This window comes from Mesobacillus sp. (assembly GCF_047739415.1).
Taxonomy (GTDB): domain Bacteria; phylum Bacillota; class Bacilli; order Bacillales; family Cytobacillaceae; genus Mesobacillus.
This window is the reverse complement of record NZ_JBIQOE010000131.1, coordinates 19,630-35,850: the sequence shown is the minus strand read 5'-3', so window position 1 is coordinate 35,850 and position 16,221 is coordinate 19,630. Positions and strand designations below refer to the sequence as shown.

The 16,221-nt window shown below is 41.2% G+C and carries 15 protein-coding genes and 1 riboswitch; of the genes, 11 read left to right on the top strand and 4 right to left on the bottom strand.

Going from position 1 to position 16,221, the window contains the following annotated elements; genetic code table 11:
• Positions 1-18: 18 nt before the first annotated feature.
• The 6 genes from ACH0QE_RS10445 (at position 19) to ACH0QE_RS10420 (ending at position 6,961) form a co-directional block, all read left to right on the top strand.
• Complete coding sequence (locus tag ACH0QE_RS10445; protein ID WP_415800625.1) at positions 19-1,518, top strand: MMPL family transporter; 1,500 nt, start codon at positions 19-21, stop codon at positions 1,516-1,518.
• A complete protein-coding gene (locus ACH0QE_RS10440) occupies positions 1,511-2,908 on the top strand; it encodes an efflux RND transporter permease subunit (protein WP_415800624.1) in 1,398 nt (465 codons plus the stop codon). Before ACH0QE_RS10445 ends, ACH0QE_RS10440 begins: the two co-directional genes overlap by 8 nt.
• A gap of 10 nt (positions 2,909-2,918) precedes the next feature.
• Positions 2,919-3,482 carry a TetR/AcrR family transcriptional regulator gene (locus ACH0QE_RS10435; protein WP_415800623.1) on the top strand — a complete coding sequence of 188 codons (564 nt, stop codon included), beginning with the start codon at positions 2,919-2,921 and terminating at the stop codon, positions 3,480-3,482.
• 216 nt (positions 3,483-3,698) lie between these two features.
• Positions 3,699-4,637, top strand: coding sequence for a sugar-binding transcriptional regulator (locus ACH0QE_RS10430; RefSeq protein ID WP_415800622.1), 939 nt, complete (start codon positions 3,699-3,701; stop codon positions 4,635-4,637).
• A gap of 269 nt (positions 4,638-4,906) precedes the next feature.
• Entirely contained in the window at positions 4,907-6,121 is a 1,215-nt protein-coding gene (locus tag ACH0QE_RS10425) for a NupC/NupG family nucleoside CNT transporter (RefSeq protein WP_415800621.1), read from the top strand.
• Positions 6,122-6,205: 84 nt separating this feature from the next.
• Positions 6,206-6,961: an NRDE family protein gene (locus ACH0QE_RS10420; protein ID WP_415800620.1), complete on the top strand. Its 756-nt coding sequence runs from the start codon at positions 6,206-6,208 to the stop codon at positions 6,959-6,961.
• Positions 6,962-7,075: 114 nt separating this feature from the next.
• Here the strand turns inward: ACH0QE_RS10420 and ACH0QE_RS10415 are convergent, their stop codons facing one another.
• Positions 7,076-8,041 (bottom strand): NAD(P)H-dependent flavin oxidoreductase, encoded by a 966-nt coding sequence (locus tag ACH0QE_RS10415; protein WP_415800619.1) that lies wholly within the window; start codon positions 8,039-8,041, stop codon positions 7,076-7,078.
• 165 nt (positions 8,042-8,206) lie between these two features.
• On the bottom strand, positions 8,207-9,037 hold the full coding sequence (locus ACH0QE_RS10410) for an aldo/keto reductase (RefSeq protein ID WP_415800618.1): 831 nt from the start codon (positions 9,035-9,037) through the stop codon (positions 8,207-8,209).
• Positions 9,038-9,934: 897 nt separating this feature from the next.
• Between ACH0QE_RS10410 and ACH0QE_RS10405 the strand changes: the two genes are divergently transcribed.
• Complete coding sequence (locus tag ACH0QE_RS10405; RefSeq protein ID WP_415800617.1) at positions 9,935-10,162, top strand: thioredoxin family protein; 228 nt, start codon at positions 9,935-9,937, stop codon at positions 10,160-10,162.
• 13 nt (positions 10,163-10,175) lie between these two features.
• Here ACH0QE_RS10405 and ACH0QE_RS10400 read toward each other — a convergent pair whose 3' ends face one another.
• Positions 10,176-10,844 (bottom strand): hypothetical protein, encoded by a 669-nt coding sequence (locus tag ACH0QE_RS10400; RefSeq protein ID WP_415800616.1) that lies wholly within the window; start codon positions 10,842-10,844, stop codon positions 10,176-10,178.
• 204 nt (positions 10,845-11,048) lie between these two features.
• Here ACH0QE_RS10400 and ACH0QE_RS10395 point away from each other — a divergent pair, with 204 nt between their 5' ends.
• The gene (locus ACH0QE_RS10395) at positions 11,049-11,894 is read left to right on the top strand and encodes a DegV family protein (RefSeq protein WP_415800615.1); all 846 of its coding nucleotides are present in this window, start codon (positions 11,049-11,051) and stop codon (positions 11,892-11,894) included.
• 111 nt (positions 11,895-12,005) lie between these two features.
• Positions 12,006-12,914, top strand: a complete 909-nt coding sequence (locus tag ACH0QE_RS10390; RefSeq protein WP_415800614.1) for a Gfo/Idh/MocA family protein — start codon at positions 12,006-12,008, stop codon at positions 12,912-12,914.
• A 40-nt stretch (positions 12,915-12,954) separates the two neighbouring features.
• On the opposite strand, the gene ACH0QE_RS10385 is transcribed toward ACH0QE_RS10390, so the two are convergent.
• Entirely contained in the window at positions 12,955-14,247 is a 1,293-nt protein-coding gene (locus ACH0QE_RS10385; protein WP_415800613.1) for an NCS2 family permease, read from the bottom strand.
• A gap of 102 nt (positions 14,248-14,349) precedes the next feature.
• Positions 14,350-14,451: riboswitch (purine riboswitch) on the bottom strand.
• A gap of 387 nt (positions 14,452-14,838) precedes the next feature.
• On the opposite strand from ACH0QE_RS10385, the gene ACH0QE_RS10380 reads away from it, so the two are divergent.
• Positions 14,839-15,561: a CBS domain-containing protein gene (locus tag ACH0QE_RS10380; protein WP_415800612.1), complete on the top strand. Its 723-nt coding sequence runs from the start codon at positions 14,839-14,841 to the stop codon at positions 15,559-15,561.
• 175 nt (positions 15,562-15,736) lie between these two features.
• The gene (locus ACH0QE_RS10375; protein ID WP_415800611.1) at positions 15,737-16,057 is read left to right on the top strand and encodes a hypothetical protein; all 321 of its coding nucleotides are present in this window, start codon (positions 15,737-15,739) and stop codon (positions 16,055-16,057) included.
• Positions 16,058-16,221: the final 164 nt, after the last annotated feature.

Sequence of the window (16,221 nt, the reverse complement as noted above, 5' to 3'; positions counted from 1 at the left end):
TTCAGGAGGGGAAGGAAGATGCTAAAAATACTTGGTTTATTGATGTCAAAACACCCGGTAAAAATAGTTTTATTAACGATAATGGCTGTTGTGCTTTTAGCTGCAGGGGCAAGTAACGTTCAAATGGCTACGGGGAATGAGACACTGGTAAGCACTGAATCAATGGTTTATAAAAGTAACCAGCAGCTTGAAGAAGAGTTCGGGGGAGAATCCATCATCATCGTTTATGAAGCAACGGATGATGAAGACGTGCTTACTGTTGAAAGGCTGGAGCATATGAAAAGGCTTGGAACGTTTCTTAATACTCATGAAGAGGTTTATAGTGTTATGAGTCCTGTTTTTCTGGTTGAAGAAATTTCGTCTAAGCAAGCTGATCAATATAAAGAGGGGATAGTGGAAATTTCCGGTGGCTTGAATGACATGGGAGGGAAATTAATAGAAGTCGGGGAGAAGATGGAAGCCAATGCTTCCGGAGGCAGCCAGCTGCCAAATATTGAAGGGCAAATGGAGGAACTTAATCAGGGAGTAAATAAAATGATTAAAGGCCAGGAGAAGCTTAAGGACGGAACAACCAACCTCGTTAGTGGTTATTCCCGGTTTGGAACTTATACAAAGGAAGCTGGATTGAAACTAGGAGCATTGGCTTCAAAATACGATACAAATGATCCGCAAGAGAAACAGCAGGCAGAACAGATAAATACAATGAGTAACCAGCTGATCCAGCTTTCTGAAAATATGCTGCAGGGAGCAGAGAAATCCGCAGCTTTGCCGAATGTTTCAGAACAAGCAATCAAGGGGCTGAAAGGTATTGAAGGTGGATTATCAAAGCAGCAAGGACAATTAGTAAACTTGCAGACAGAAAGGGCAAAGCAAACTGAAGATCTGAAGGAGCTCAGTAAAGGTCTGATAGAGATGGGCAAAAACCTGGTTGGTATCAGTGAAAATTTAATCATGATGAATGATTACTCTGATACATTGAAACCAGGATTGCCTGTAAAGCAGGAAACTCTGGAATACATCGTTTATGATGATAATGGCAAGAGGAGAGACATACTTAATGAAGTCATCATAGATGAACAAACCATGATCATGATCGTGAAATTTGGCGGGAATGTTTCGGATGATGTTAAAAGTGAAATTTCAAAAACGGTTAAGTCATATTTGAATGAAAATCAAATAGAGTCAACAGATACTATGGTTTCCGGTAAGCCAGTTTTGGATGATGCAATCCGTTCATCAATGAAGGAGAGCATGAAGAAAATGATGATGCTATCTATATTATTCATGGTCATCATTTTATTTTTCATCTTTAATGTAAGTTGGCGCTTACTTCCGTTAGGCATCATTTTAATAGCAGTCATTGGTACGGTTGGCTTAATGGGCTGGGTTCAGATTCCAATAACAATGGTTTCTATGGCAGTGTTCCCGATTCTCATAGGTCTTGGCATTGATTATGCAATTCAGTTCCAAAACAGGTATTCAGAAGAAATGGCAGAAGAGGAGGATGGCCATGAATAACAAACCAAACAAGGCCCTAAATCAGACATTAACGAAAATGGTGCCAGCGGTTTTGACAGCTTTGATTGCTACAGGGCTTGGGTTTATTGCTCTATACACATCTCCTGTACCGATGATCCAGGACTTTGGCAAGATGCTGACAGTAGGAATGATCATCAGCTTTATAGTAGGAGTATTTATATTAATTCCGATTTTATTCACTAGAGATCACTTTTTCAAAAGAGAAAGGATTAAAAAGAAACAATTAAAATTTAAAAATAAGAAGGGAGACAGGTTATTTAATTGGTTTACAAATAAACTAATTTCGCTGAAGTGGCTCATCATTTTTGCTGCATTCCTATCAGCAGGGCTTGGTATTTGGGCTGATTTACAAGCTGGGGTCGAAACAGATGTTGAAAAGTTTATGCCTCAGGATACACAGGAGTTAAAGGATATTCATAAATTAAGAGAAATTCTCGGCAGTACAGATTCAATTTCGGTTGTTTATGAAGCTGATGATGTGTCATCTGCAGAAATATTGGAGTGGGTAGATGGGATTAGCAGAACAGTTGAAAGTGAATTTCCAGAAACCGTAATAGATTCACGTTCAGTTACAACTGCACTTCGACAGATGAATGATGGGGAATTGCCTGAAACTCAAGAGTTAGAGGAATATTTGACTGAGATGCCAACGGACCAGAAAAAGCTGTTGATTAATGAAGAAGAAACAAGAGGTGTCATCACTTTGAATATAGAGCACCTAGAGGCAGAGGAACTCAAGGGTTTCATTGATGACTTGATTCACTATTTAAAGGCGGAAGAATTAAACGGTGTCGAAACAACGGTTACCGGAAAAGCAGTGCTGGATGTTGAGATGGTTACCGCATTGACTACTGGCAGGTATAAAATGACCTTACTCGGGATGGGGCTTGTATTCTTTGGCTTGCTTTTTGTATACCGCGATCCAGTCAAAGCATTCATACCATTGCTCCCTATTGCCCTGATTGTGGGGTGGTCAGGTGGAGCCATGTATTTACTTGAGATAAAATATACTCCTTTGACTGCCACACTGGGAGCGTTGATTATCGGAATTGGCACAGAGTTCACCATCCTGATCATGGAGCGTTTTTATGAAGAACGGGATAAAGGCAGAAACAGCAAGGATGCCATCATGATCTCGAATCGAAAAATAGGAAAGGCAATCCTCGCATCAGCCTTTACAACGATCGGAGGTTTCAGCGCGTTGCTAATTTCCGATTTTGTCATCTTGAGCAACTTCGGCTTGATGACTTTAATAAATATATCCCTGGCACTGTTCAGTACAATGGTAGTCATGCCTGCCATCTTGATTATTCTTGACCGTTTTGTGAAAATAAGACATGTAAGAGAGAAAGAATTACCAGTAAACTAGGGGTGGCAGAATGAGGGACAAAACGGAACAGATCTTGAATGCAGCAATGAAGGTTTTTATAAAAAAAGGACTGCAGGCTACAACACAGGAGATTGCAAAGGAAGCAGAAGTAGCTGAGGTAACATTGTTTCGGAAATTCACCAATAAGCAAAACCTGTTTGTTACAGTCATCAAGAATGTTCTGGAAAGACAATTTAATTCGCAAATTGCCAGGATGGCAAATACAGAGGATACTGAAGCTTTTTTGATAAAGATTATTGATAATAGATTAGGTACATTATCAAGGAACGCACCTATGGTAAAAATGCTTATATCTGAAAGCTTGATGGGGAATTTGGATGAAGAAGTTGATTTGCCTAACATGATCTTTTCAAGTCTTGAAAAGGGTTTGGCGCTGCATTTCGAGAATATGGGCCAAATAGTTGATACAGGCCTTGTTGCAAGGCATCTTGGTGGGATTTTCGTCAGCCAAATTATCTTCAAGAATGATATCCCCTTTCATTTATTAAACGAGGAAGAAAAGATTGCCCTGGTTCGGAAGTATGCTCAATCAGTTATAGCGATTATTAAATAATCTTAATGGAAAGGGATTGGGTTAGTACCAATCCCTTTCTTTTTTCTCCTTTCTAGACTTTTATGGTCTTTATAAGTGTTCTGGTGAAAATGGACATATGTAAAACACTGGGTATTTATGAACATTTTGTTCTTTTTTAAAATGTAAATGTTTTCATTTGGATTTTTTGATAAAATGAATGTATTGATTTTAAGTCATTTCCAAGGGTGATCACGAATGGAAAAAGAAAAATTATTAAAAATAATCGAGGCAGCAAAGCTTTATTATTTACTTGATTATAACCAGAATGATATTGCCAGAGAGTTGGGAGTATCGAGGCCGACAGTATCAAGGTTCCTGCAGATCGCAAAGCAGGAGGGGATCGTCGATATCAGAATCATGGACCCGACAGAGGATGTAGAGAATTTGTCAGCGCAACTTGAACAAAAGTTTGGGTTGAAAAAGGCAATCGTCACCCATATTCCGCAATATGAGGACAGTGTAATCAAAACATATCTTGGTGAGAAGGCAGCAGCTTTTTTGAATGAAGTGGTTGACCATGATGATGTTATCGGTGTCACTTGGGGAACGACGCTTTATCATGTCGCACTCGAACTTAAGCAGAAGCCGTGCAAGAATGTCAAGGTCGTCCAGTTGAAGGGCGGAGTCAGCCATTCTGAGACGAATACGTACGCGAATGAAATCCTGTATTTATTCGGCAAGGCCTTCAACAGTGCACCTCATCATCTCCCGTTGCCGGCGATCGTTGACCATGTCGTGGTAAAACAGGCAATGGAAGCCGACAGGCATATCAAAAAGATCCTGGAGATGGGGAAGCAATCGAACATTGCAGTCTATACAATCGGCCCGATAAAGTCTGAATCTTTATTGTTCCAGCTGGGGTACTTTACAGAAGAAGATCTGCAAGTCATATATTCAAAAGCCGTAGGCGATATTTGTTCGCGTTTTTTTGATAAAGATGGGAAGGTTTGCAACGAAAATCTGGATGCGAGAACTTTGGGGATAGAACTTGAAGAGTTAAAATCGAAAAAATATTCAGTATTGGTTGCAGGCGGAGCCCACAAAATAGATGGTATTTATGGAGCTTTAAAGGGGAAGTATACAAATGTACTTGTAACGGACCAATTCACTGCAAAATTCTTGTTAGATAAGTAAGAATTCAGTGAATAGAGTAAAAGCCATATATACAAACAAATACCCGATAGGTTTAGGCCTTGCGGGTATTTTTGTCGAAATGATGAAAAGGGATAAATTTCATTTTACATTTGTTCAAAAACTTATTTACAAAAGTTCTTTAGTTCTGATATATTTGCTATAGAAAGTTTGAGATAAACAAATGTAAACGTTTTATTGAAAATTTTTTCATGACATTTGTAAACGTTAACAACATTTCAGCAAATATTACAACAAGAGGTGGGTCAACAATGAATATCTTATGGGGTTTAATAGGGATTGCTGTCGTTTTGGGAATTGCATTTATTTTCTCGAATAACAAAAAATCCATTAATTTAAGGACGATCCTTGGCGGGTTGGCAATCCAATTCATTTTCGCGTTCTTAGTATTAAAATGGGAAACAGGTAAGCTTTTACTGAAAAAGCTTTCACTTGGTGTCAATGAAATCGTCAACTATACAGATGCTGGTGTGCAATTCCTTTTCGGCGGATTGTTCCAGGCCGAAAATATTGGCTTTGTTTTCGCTTTCCAAGTATTGACAGTTGTTATTTTCTTCTCTTCTTTAATTTCTGTACTTTACTACCTGGGAATCATGCAAGTAATCATCAAGATCCTGGGTGGAGCACTTTCTAAATTACTGGGAACGAGCAAGGCTGAATCACTTTCTGCTGCTGCTAACATTTTCGTAGGCCAGACAGAAGCACCACTTGTTGTTAAGCCTTACATCGCGAAAATGACGCAGTCAGAGCTTTTTGCCATCATGGTTGGGGGCTTGGCTTCTGTTGCAGGTTCCGTATTGATTGGTTATTCCTTATTGGGTGTTCCGTTAGAATACCTTCTTGCAGCAAGCTTCATGGCTGCGCCGGCAGGTTTGATCATGGCTAAAATCATGATTCCGGAAACAGAAAAGTCTGAGTCATCTGATGAACTAAGAATGGAAAAAGATACAGATTCAGTTAATGTGATTGATGCTGCCGCTAAGGGAGCGAGCACGGGTCTTCAGTTGGCATTGAATATCGGTGCCATGTTGCTAGCCTTCATTGCATTGATTGCCTTGATCAATGGGCTGCTTGGATTCGTTGGCGGATTCTTCGGAGCTGGAAACATCACTCTTGAAACAATCCTTGGCTTTGTATTCGCACCACTTGCTTTTGCTATCGGCGTACCTTGGGATGAGGCTGTGAAAGCCGGCGGATTCATTGGTCAAAAGTTAATCTTGAATGAATTTGTAGCTTACTCTTCATTTGCACCACAAATTGAACAATTATCTGCTAAAACAGTAGCAATCATCAGCTTTGCACTTTGTGGATTCGCAAACGTATCTTCAATGGGAATCTTGCTTGGCGGTCTTGGAAGTCTTGCTCCAAATCGCCGCGGAGACATCGCTCGCATGGGTGTTCGAGCTGTCATCGCAGGTATGCTTGCATCATTATTAAGTGCAGCAATGGCAGGTATGCTTTTATAAAATGAGAAAAGAGAGGGACCCGGTCCTTCTCTTTTTTGCTTTGAGTTATAATAGAGGAAAATGAACGGAAAGCTGTGATGAATCATGTGTTTGATTTTATTTGCCTACAAAGCGCATCCGAAGTATAAGCTGATTATCGCTGCTAATAGAGATGAAGCATATGCCCGTGATACGGCGCCGGCGGATTTTTGGGAAGATGCACCAGAACTGCTCGGCGGGAGGGATCTTGAAAAAATGGGCACATGGATGGGGGTGACTACCTCAGGCAAGTTTGCTGCCCTGACCAATTATCGTGACCCAAGTGAAATCACTGCTGGAAAAAGAACACGAGGGGAGCTGGTTGCTGATTTTCTAAAAGGGACAGATACACCGAAGGACTATTTACATGAGTTGGCCGATCGCAGTCATGAATATCCGGGTTATAATCTTTTAACAGGAAATTTGGAGGAGCTTTATTATTATTCCAACCGCGGAGGCCCCTTGCAAGAAATTGAGCCTGGCATTCATGGTGTCAGCAACCACTTGCTTAATACGGATTGGCCAAAAGTAGAGCGGGGGAAGGCGGGACTTGCCACCATCATTTCTGGAGAGCATCCAGATTTGGTTGATAGGTTATTTGCTCATTTGGAAAATGCTGACCCGGCTCCTGATCAATTATTGCCATCGACAGGAGTCTCACTGGAGTGGGAGCGATTGCTGTCACCGATGTTCATTAAAAGCGAGGGATACGGGACGAGAAGCTCTACCATCATATTGATGAATGAAAAAGAAATCTATTTTAATGAACGGGTTCATATAAAGGATCAGCGGTCAAACCATGAATTTTTCATAAATCTGTAAAATAAAACACAGACACCCAGAATGCGGTTGTCTGTGTTTTATTTAAATTGAGAGTTCGAAAAAAGTCCCTATAGCCAATTCGCTGGCCAGCCCCAATTCTAATATAATCTTTATTTAAGCAAAGCTTTGAGCGGCTGCTTCATATTCCGTTCTTAAATTTTCTATGATTGTCCGGACGGGAAGGATTTCTTTGATTTCACTTACCCTAGAGCCAGCGAATACGAGGCCATTCTCTACATCACCGGCAACAGAGGTGAGCAGAGAGTCCAGTGTGCAAAATTGATAGGAGCAATTTTTCAGACAATCACGACACTTTTTGATCCTAAGTTTATCTGAGGAGGTGATGAGCTTGGTAAAATGATTGGCAATGGCCCGACCGTGCAGTCCTACTGTGGTTTTCACCAGTAATGTGTCTTTTTCAGTGGCTGACACGTATTTCTCCTTGAAGCTTTGCGGAGCGTCGCATTCATCACTGGCAACAAACCTTGTGCCCATTTGGACCCCTGAAGCTCCAAGGGAAAAAGCCTTCGCAATATCAGCTCCAGTCATGATTCCCCCAGCAGCAATCACCGGGATGGATACAGAATCAACAATATCAGGAAGTATGTCAAAAAGAGGTTTGTCTGTTCCAAGGTGACCGCCTGCCTCAAATCCTTCAACTACCAAAGCAGCAGCACCCAGTCGTTCTGAGATTTTAGCTAGCTTGGCAGAGGAGACAATGGAAATGACCGGGATGCCCGCTTGCTTGCCCCATGAATACATATCTCTTGATATTCCAGCTCCAGAAATGATGAAATCAACTTTTTCATCTAATGCAGCTTTCATTTTTTCAGCGAAATCATTCATCGCAAACAATACATTTACACCAATGTATCCATTACCCTGTGTTAGCTCCCTGGCTTTCCTGATATGCAGACGCATCTCTTCAACTGTAATCCCTGTTCCGGAAATGATGCCAATTCCACCTGCGTTTGCAACAGCTGATGCCAATCCGCTGAGCGAAATGCCTACCCCCATTCCGCCTTGCATTATTGGAACCCTGGGAACCATATGGCCAATTTTAAGTTTTGGGAAGTCCATGCTAAAACCCCTTTCTGAATTTATTCCTTTGCAGTTTAACATGCAGAGTTATAAAAAGATGTGATTTTTAGCACCAGATACTATATTTAGGTATAATTATTTGGTGTTAGTTTTTAGGGAATAAAAAAGGCGCAGAAATTCATTCTGCGCCTAATTGTTTTGATTTTAAAAATCGAAATTATCAGGGTCGGGACCTACGCGTTCGTTCTTATTTAAACTGTTCAGGCGGTCCATATCATCGGCAGATAGCTCGAAATCGAAGATATCTGCATTTTCGATAATGCGGTGTTCCTTGACCGATTTAGGAATCGTTATCACTTCGTTTTGTAAATCCCAGCGCAGAATCACTTGTGCTGTTGATTTCTTATGCTTTTCGGCGATTTCGACGATTGTTGGTTCTGATAAGAGCTCTCCTTGCTTCAATGGAGACCAGGCTTCCATTTGGATGCCCTCGGCTTTGCAGAACTCAAGCAGCTCAGTCTGGGCCAGATGCGGATGGTACTCAACCTGGTTGACCATTGGCTTGATTTCAGCATCAGCCATCAAATCTTTAAGATGATGAACATGGAAGTTGCTAACGCCAATGGCGCGGACTTTTCCATCTTTATAAAGCTTTTCGAGTGCCTTCCATGTTTCTTTATATTTGCCTGCAACTGGCCAGTGAATCAGGTAAAGGTCCAGGTATTCAAGGCCAAGCTTTTCCATGCTAGTCTCAAAAGCCTGAAGCGTCGATTCATACCCCTGATCGGAATTCCAGACCTTCGTCGTGATAAACAATTTTTCACGCGGAACACCAGCTTCTTTGATTCCCTGACCGACGCCTTCCTCGTTTCTGTAAACCGCTGCAGTATCGATGCTCTTGTAGCCATTTCTAAGCGCTGCTTTAACAGACTCTACAACTTCAGAACCTTCCTGGACCTTGAACACACCAAGGCCAAACCATGGCATCTTGACACCATTATGTAATGTAGTAGTATCCTGGAGATTTTGTGGCATATCATGCGCCTCCTTATCTATTCAATTGCTATTTTATTTTCTCATATTTTTTGATTGCTAAAAAGTAATTGGACTTTCTGGTGAAATTGATTTGGAAAAGACGGATTTATTTGATTCTTGACAGCTTTGGCGCAAGATCTGGAAAAGCTGTCAGAATAACGGTGGAATCATGACAGGTTTGGGGCAAGCTCTGGAAAAGTTGTCAGAAAAACGACGGAATCATGACAGGTTTAGCCCATGCACCAGAAAAGCTGTCAGAAAAATGGTAGAATCTTGACAGCTTTGGCCCATGCACCAGAAAAGTTGTCAGAAAAACGATGGAATCATGACAGGTTTAGCCCATGCACCAGAAAAGCTGTCAGAAAAACGATGGGATCTTGACAGCTTTGGCACATTCTCCAGAAAAGCTGTCAGAAAACCGATGGGATCTTGACAGCTTTGGCACATTCTCCTGAAAAGCTGTCAGAAAAACGATGGAATCATGACAGCTTTGGTCCATGTACCAGAAAAGCTGTCAGAAAAACGATGGAATCATGACAGGTTTAGCCCATGCACCAGAAAAGCTGTCAGAAAACCGATGGAATCAAGACAGGTTTAGCCCATGCACCAGAAAAGCTGTCAGAAAACCGATGGAATCATGACAGGTTTGGTCTATGCACCAGAAAAGCTGTCAGAAAAACGATGGAATCATGACAGGTTTGAGCCCAATTTCTCCCAACCTGTCAAAATGTGAAAGCAGTAAGGATAAATTCCATCTCTGTCGGCAACCCCAATCAGTTATGAGTAAAAAATAAAAAAGCTATCAGAAATATGTCTTTTATTTTCAAAATGAGGGTAAATTCAAGATATAAGCCTTATTGAATCAATCTGTGATTACAAGTGAAAGGAGAAGAACAGATGATCATCAAAGTATTGGGGCCTGGTTGCGATAAATGCAAAAGCCTTGAAGAAAGTATAAATGATGCTGTAAAGGAAGCGGGTGTCGCAGCGGTAGTCGAAATGGTGGAAGATAATGAGGAAATCGAAAAGTATAAAGTGAAGAGTACGCCAGCTTTGGTCATTGATGAAAAAGTTGTTTCAGCGGGTAAACAGCTATCGGCACAAGAAGTGAAGACTTTATTTTAAATCAGACCAGGCCTCATATCGTGGCCTGATCTGAATTTCTTTCAAAGAAAGCTTTTGTTGCCCATAAGGAAATTAGTAAAATGAGTTCGAAGCCGTTGGTAGCTGCATCACTCTCCAATGGAATGGGCACAGCGCTTCCTATACCCATCAAAATGACTCCGATGGCCATCCATGTCCAGTTCAATTTTTTCCAGAGGATAATCCCTGCAAACAGTAATGCAACAGTAACACCAATGATCATAACAGGCGGGCCATGCGATCCGGCAGATTCATAGCTTAGTACCCCGTATTTCCGGGCGGACTCAAGCTTAATTCCGATGGTATTTTGTATAAGCTCAGCAATAATCATAGCCAGAGTGAAGACTCCCGCCAAGACAAATCCTGCTCGTCCCTTCAGCCAGTGAATTTCTGGCTTCCTGATAGCTGCCCAGGAAAATAAAATCAACAATGGGGTAAAGAATGCATGGAACCAGTAACGCATCTCATTCAAGGCTTTTAAAAAGCTTCCTTCCCCAATAATGCTTCCCATAGCTAGTACAAGGTTGTCGTACACTAAACCGAATGTAACCAACAAAAGGACATTGAGCCAGGACAAAAATCCATACTTAATGGATAATTTTAGTCCCCATAGGAATAAAAACAAGTAGATGAGGGAATATAAACCGTAGATATATGGGTCCATGAGTAACTTTCCTCCAGTCAGGTCTGTTACAATTGTTCCCTTTAATCAGAATGAGAAACATGTGTCTGTGTTATTAACTTTTTCATTGTTTTTAACAAATAAATCGTATTCTTAAAAATTACTAATAGTCTTATAAGGATTCTTCATATATCATGGAAAATGTAAGCATATTCAACGATATTTTTGACAAGAACAGGAGAAATCATGACTACATTAAATGACATTGCATGGGTAACTGACAGTACATCTGGACTTACAGAAGAATACATAAAGAATAATCATATATACGTTGTACCTTTAAGTATTATTTTTGGTGAAGAATCGTATTTGGAAGGCGTTGATATCACTGCCGAGGATTTTTATCCAAAGCTGGCAGCATCAAAGGTCCTTCCGAAAACATCGCAGCCTGCTATTGGGGAGTTTGTGGAACTATACCAGAAGCTTAAGGAGCAATATAAGCATGCGATCGCGATCCACGCTTCGAGCGCTCTGACAGGAACTTTCCAATCCTCCATGGCAGCTTCCAGCATGGTAGATTTCAAAGTCGATGTCATCGATTCGAAGATTGGTTCTTTCCCATTGGGACGCATGGTTGAAAAAGGCGTTGAAATGCAGAAGGAAGGGAAGTCGTATGAAGAAATCGTTTCTTACTTGAGGACCCTTCCTGATAAGGCTAATCTTTATATGGCACCAGGCAGCCTTGAGCAGCTGCATAAGGGTGGACGTTTATCCACGACACAGGTGATTATTGGCAGCTTGATTAAATTAAAGCTGATTGTCAGGTTCGATGATGGCAAGGTAGTCCTTTTTGATAAAATCAGGACGGAAAAAAAGGTCAAGGAACGCCTGTTTCAGATTTTTGAGGAGGCTTCAACAAATATTAAAGAAGCTAGTGTCATTCACGGAAATGTGAAGGAATTAGCTGAGGATTGGCGCGCGGAACTTCAGCAGCGTTTTCCAAACATATCTTTTACCACAACTACGTTCAGTCCAGTGGCTGGAACTCATACAGGACAGGGAACAATTGGACTTGCCTGGATTAATGAATAGTCCGCAATAGTAAAACAAAGTTTGAAATCAGCCTGGTCAGGGCTGATTTCTTTTTATTGTCCAGGTTCCTGTGTAAACTTGAAATATCAAAAAAAGTAGGGGGAAATCGAAATGTTGAAGATCGGAATCATTGGTTTAGGGGATATTGCGCAAAAGGCCTATCTGCCTGTATTCGCAGAAAAGGGAGATATTGAATTCCACCTTTACACCCGGGATATTGCCAAGCTGAAAACTCTGGCTTCCAAGTATAGATTTGCCCATTTACATCTAAGTCTGGATGAGCTCATCGAAAGTGGAGTTAAGGGTGCTTTTGTCCATAGTGCAACTGAATCACATCATGAAATTGTAAAAAAACTGCTGCTGGCTGGCATCCATGTTTATGTCGATAAGCCGATTGCCTATGAGTATGAAAAAACCAGGGAATTGACAGAACTGGCTGAGGATAAAGGCTTGATATTAATGACAGGTTTTAACAGAAGATATGCCCCGGCATATAAACAGCTGGCTGAGTTGAAAGAACCGAATATGATTATCATGCAGAAAAACAGGAAGGCACTGCCCGGAGAAATACGCCATTTCATTCTCGATGATTTCATCCATGTGGTCGATACGCTAAGATTTTTGTTTCCCTACGAAATAAAACAGATCAATGTTAACGGAAAGAAAAATGGAACTTTTTTGCATCACGTGGTCATTCAGCTGCAGGCAGAAGAGGGGATCGCAATCGGAATTATGAACCGTGACAGCGGCGTTGTCGAGGAAAAGGTAGAAGTATTCCAATCAAGTGAAAAAAGGACTGCCTTGAACGTATCAGATCTGTATATTCAAGAAAATCGGAATGAAATGAAACTTGGGGGAAGCGACTGGGAGCCGACACTCCACAAGCGCGGTTTTGAGCAAATTGTGTTTGATTTCCTGCAGGCAGTCAGCAGCAGAACTTCACCGCTTTTAATCGCAAAGGATTCTTTGAAAACACATGAAATCTGTGAACAAATCGTCATGGAACTAGAGCAGTTGTAAAAAACAAAGGCCTGTCTCATACAAAGAGACAGGCCTTATTTTAAACATAGATAAAATAACCTACAAACAAGAAACCAAGAACATACATAATGGGATGGACTTCTCTAACCTTGCCCATGCCAAGCATCATCAATGGATAAAGAATGAAACCAAGGGCGATTCCTGTTGCGACACTGAAGGTGAGCGGCATCATGATGATTGTGACGAATGAAGGGATAATCACAGCAAGATTGCTCCAGTTGATTTTACTAATTTCAGTTGCCATCAAAGCACCAACAATTATGAGTGCAGGTGCGGTAACTTCTGGCGTGATAACTGATAGGATCGGAGAGAAAAGCATCGCGACGCTGAAGCAAGCCGCAATGATTACGGAAGTGAAACCGGTACGACCGCCGACCGCAATGCCTGCTGATGATTCAACGAATGACGCTGTTGTGGAGGTACCAAGTACAGCTCCAGCAACAGCCGAGCCTGCGTCCGCAAGAAGGGCACGCCCCGCATTGGGAATTTTATTGTCCTTCATCAGACCAGCCTGGCTGGCTACCGCAATAAGTGCTCCAGCAGTATCAAAGAAAGCAACAAACAAGAATGTGAAAATAACGGCTAGGACATCTGGAGAGAATATATCTCCCAGGTGATTGAAGACGACACCAAACGTTGGTGAGATGTCAGGAACCGAACCGACGATTGCCGCAGGTTTTTCAATCAAGCCAGTGAAAACTCCAACGATTGTCGCAATCACCATTCCGTAAAAGATGCCGCCACTGATTCCACGGACCATCATGATGACACTGATGATGAAACCGAAGAGAGCAAGCAGGACAGGGCCTGATGTAAGGTTGCCGATAGAGACAAAAGTCGCTTCGCTGCCAACGATGATACCTGCATTTTTCAAGCCGATGAAGGCGACGAAGAAACCGATTCCCGCAGCGATTGCATGCTTAAGATCCTGAGGGATGACATTAATAATTTTTTCGCGGATCTTCAAAAGGCTCAGGATGACGAACAGAACACCCGCGATGAATACACCAGTAAGGGCGACCTCCCATTTTACTCCCATGCCGATGCTTACGGTAAAAGTGAAAAATGAATTCAAGCCCATGCTTGGAGCGATTCCAATCGGGAAGTTAGCAAGCAGACCAATAAGGAGGGATCCGATGATGGCTGATAGAGCTGTAGCTGTAAAAACAGCCCCTTTATCCATGCCTGCCTGGCTAAGGATTAATGGATTGACGACAAGAATGTATGCCATCGACAAGAACGTCGTGATTCCGGCAAGTGTTTCCTGTTTATAATTTGTATTTCGTTCTGCGAACTGGAAAAAGTTTTTCATGTGTGCTGTCCTCCTGGTTGGGTTTGGTAGAAAAATAAAAAAACTCCGGCAGTTTTATGCTGCCGGAGTACCACAAAGGACAAATAGATGCCAAAATAAATAGCAAATATCAAAGTCCCTTGTAGTCACGCTTTTTACGGTAGCATGGTAGAAACGTCCGAGCCCTATTCTCGAACATATACAAGGAAAAGATTATAGATTTAAATAATACTAGTGATAGTATCAGCAATTTACATCGAGGTCAATTGCAATTCTTAAAGTTTATCTATTTGTTTTTTTCTGATTATTGGGGTGCTGGGAGTTAGTTGGTATATCTGTTTGCGAATTTCCAAGTCGCGGAATTACGGTTGGAATTCGCGGAATCACAATGAGGTATCGCGAAATAAAGTTGTGAATTCGCGGAATCAAGTATGTAAGAGTGTCAGTTTTACAGATCAATAAGCAAAATTTGCAGTTTTTTTGTTACTATTAAGAAAATGCAATTCATGTACAGCACATTACGGGCAAAAAGCGTTATAAACGCGAACAAAAGTCAGGAGAAATCAAGTAAATGATGAAATACATAATGATATAAAGCGAGGAGACATTAAATTGGCTGTTATTCAAAATGAAAAAAAATCTGAGAGATTTGAAGTTGCGTTCAACCAGATTCATCGGTGGATGCAGAGGAATGCGAGGAATGAGACGACTGATAAATTTTCAGAGCTGCTGCGGATCAATTATCCGAGACATTCGATCATCCGCAAATATTATCATGACTTGAAGATGTATGGGCGCCTGCGGAATTCGCTTGTGCATGACAAAATCGCGCTTGATTTTTACATAGCTGAACCGCATGAAAAAGTGGTGGAGAAGATTGAAATGATCGCCAGTCAGGTGTCAGATCCGAAGAGTGCGCTGCAAATCGCAACAAGACCAGTGTTTTATTTTAAAGAAGATACGAGTTTGGTTGATGTCTTGAAAATTATCCAGAAAAGGGCCTATTCCCAGTTTCCTGTCTATGATGACCATGGATTCAAGTGGTTGTTGACTTCGAATTGCATTGCCCAGTGGCTTGCGAGTAATCTGCTGGAGGGCGGCAAGACGATAGAGGATGTAAAAATCAGCGATCTGGAGTATCTTCATTCAAAGAGATTCGTAGAGTTTGCACCGAAGAACTCGGATATATTCTCGGCAGAGGATATCTTTGAAAAGTATCATCTTGAAAACAAAAAGCTGGAAGCAGTAGTAATCACTGAAAATGGCAAAGTCACAGAGCGGCCGATCGGAATTATCACACCCTGGGATTTAGTTGAAATCGACGCGTTGGATTAAGGATATACTGTATTAGTTCAATCCCTATATGGGTATCAAAAATCCCTTTGTTTAGGAGTTTTTGACAACTTTTTGACTGGAATATGTGAATAATAAATGAACTAAATGGCAAAACACCCCTGTTTGGATTTTTACTTACTATAATGATAGTGTAATCCAAATGGAGGTGCCAATAATGAACGTAACAACGATTATTGAATTGGAAAATCGTGAAGTTGAGAAGATGGCTGGCGCAAAATTAGTATTTATACAGGAACAGATTGATGCAAATATCGTGGAAACGTGCGTTGATTGTTTTAAATATGAAGGTTCAGAAGATTGCCTGGACACAGATGATGCTATGCAAAAAGTTTTTGATGCACTAAAAGCGAATGGACTGATCCCTGAAGCAGTAGAGGATTTTTCGTATGAGATGCCTTCTTGCGAAAGATTGAGAAAAGATGTTTATGAAGAACAGGACATGCCGCAAAAAGTGGTGCTGAGCTTTGCAATATAAGACTTGAAAAAGGAGTTCTTTCGTCGAACTCCTTATTTAAGTTGCTTCATAAAACTTTTTGATCAGTTTTACTAAAACGTGACTTTTATCAAAGAGAAGCCTGGTAGAAATTTATATAATGAAGTTGACATAAAATGAAAACGCTTTCAATAAGGGGGGTGGGA

Excerpts from the sequence above, each read along its gene's own strand:
- ACH0QE_RS10390 (WP_415800614.1), top strand. The coding sequence starts at position 12,006 with ATGTTGAAGATCGGAATCATTGGTTTAGGGGATATTGCGCAAAAGGCC.
- ACH0QE_RS10420 (WP_415800620.1), top strand. The coding sequence starts at position 6,206 with ATGTGTTTGATTTTATTTGCCTACAAAGCGCATCCGAAGTATAAGCTG.
- ACH0QE_RS10445 (WP_415800625.1), top strand. The coding sequence starts at position 19 with ATGCTAAAAATACTTGGTTTATTGATGTCAAAACACCCGGTAAAAATA.
- ACH0QE_RS10395 (WP_415800615.1), top strand. The coding sequence starts at position 11,049 with ATGACTACATTAAATGACATTGCATGGGTAACTGACAGTACATCTGGA.
- ACH0QE_RS10425 (WP_415800621.1), top strand. The coding sequence starts at position 4,907 with ATGAATATCTTATGGGGTTTAATAGGGATTGCTGTCGTTTTGGGAATT.
- ACH0QE_RS10435 (WP_415800623.1), top strand. The coding sequence starts at position 2,919 with ATGAGGGACAAAACGGAACAGATCTTGAATGCAGCAATGAAGGTTTTT.
- ACH0QE_RS10410 (WP_415800618.1), bottom strand. The coding sequence starts at position 9,037 with ATGCCACAAAATCTCCAGGATACTACTACATTACATAATGGTGTCAAG.
- ACH0QE_RS10430 (WP_415800622.1), top strand. The coding sequence starts at position 3,699 with ATGGAAAAAGAAAAATTATTAAAAATAATCGAGGCAGCAAAGCTTTAT.
- ACH0QE_RS10440 (WP_415800624.1), top strand. The coding sequence starts at position 1,511 with ATGAATAACAAACCAAACAAGGCCCTAAATCAGACATTAACGAAAATG.
- ACH0QE_RS10385 (WP_415800613.1), bottom strand. The coding sequence starts at position 14,247 with ATGAAAAACTTTTTCCAGTTCGCAGAACGAAATACAAATTATAAACAG.
- ACH0QE_RS10415 (WP_415800619.1), bottom strand. The coding sequence starts at position 8,041 with ATGGACTTCCCAAAACTTAAAATTGGCCATATGGTTCCCAGGGTTCCA.
- ACH0QE_RS10400 (WP_415800616.1), bottom strand. The coding sequence starts at position 10,844 with ATGGACCCATATATCTACGGTTTATATTCCCTCATCTACTTGTTTTTA.
- ACH0QE_RS10405 (WP_415800617.1), top strand. The coding sequence starts at position 9,935 with ATGATCATCAAAGTATTGGGGCCTGGTTGCGATAAATGCAAAAGCCTT.
- ACH0QE_RS10375 (WP_415800611.1), top strand. The coding sequence starts at position 15,737 with ATGAACGTAACAACGATTATTGAATTGGAAAATCGTGAAGTTGAGAAG.